The sequence below is a fragment of the Belnapia sp. AC561 genome (genome assembly GCF_979252845.1).
On record NZ_CEEDBP010000333.1, the window covers coordinates 1 to 254 of the forward strand.

General features: G+C 64.2%; 1 protein-coding gene. It reads right to left on the reverse strand.

Annotated features, from left to right (window positions below):
* A partial coding sequence (locus AC0IW9_RS31300) for a hypothetical protein (RefSeq protein WP_471652189.1) occupies positions 1-254 on the reverse strand: 254 nt, incomplete at both ends.

The following is a 254-nucleotide window of genomic DNA, read 5'->3' on the forward strand; positions in this document are numbered from 1 at the left end:
TCGTTGGCTCGGTAGCCCTGCTCAGCGCGGTCGATGGCGGTGTCGTCGACGCCGATCGCCCCCAGCGCGCGGCGGCCCATCGAGATCGCCGATTCCAGCACCTCGCGCACCACATATTCCGCCTTGCTGTGACTAAGCTTGATCAGCGCGCGACGGTCGTAGGCGCGCACGAAGATCGTCGCATTCGGGAAGGCGGCATGAACCCCTTCGAGAATGTCGGCGTCGATCTGGTCGCCATCGATGCAGAACAACAG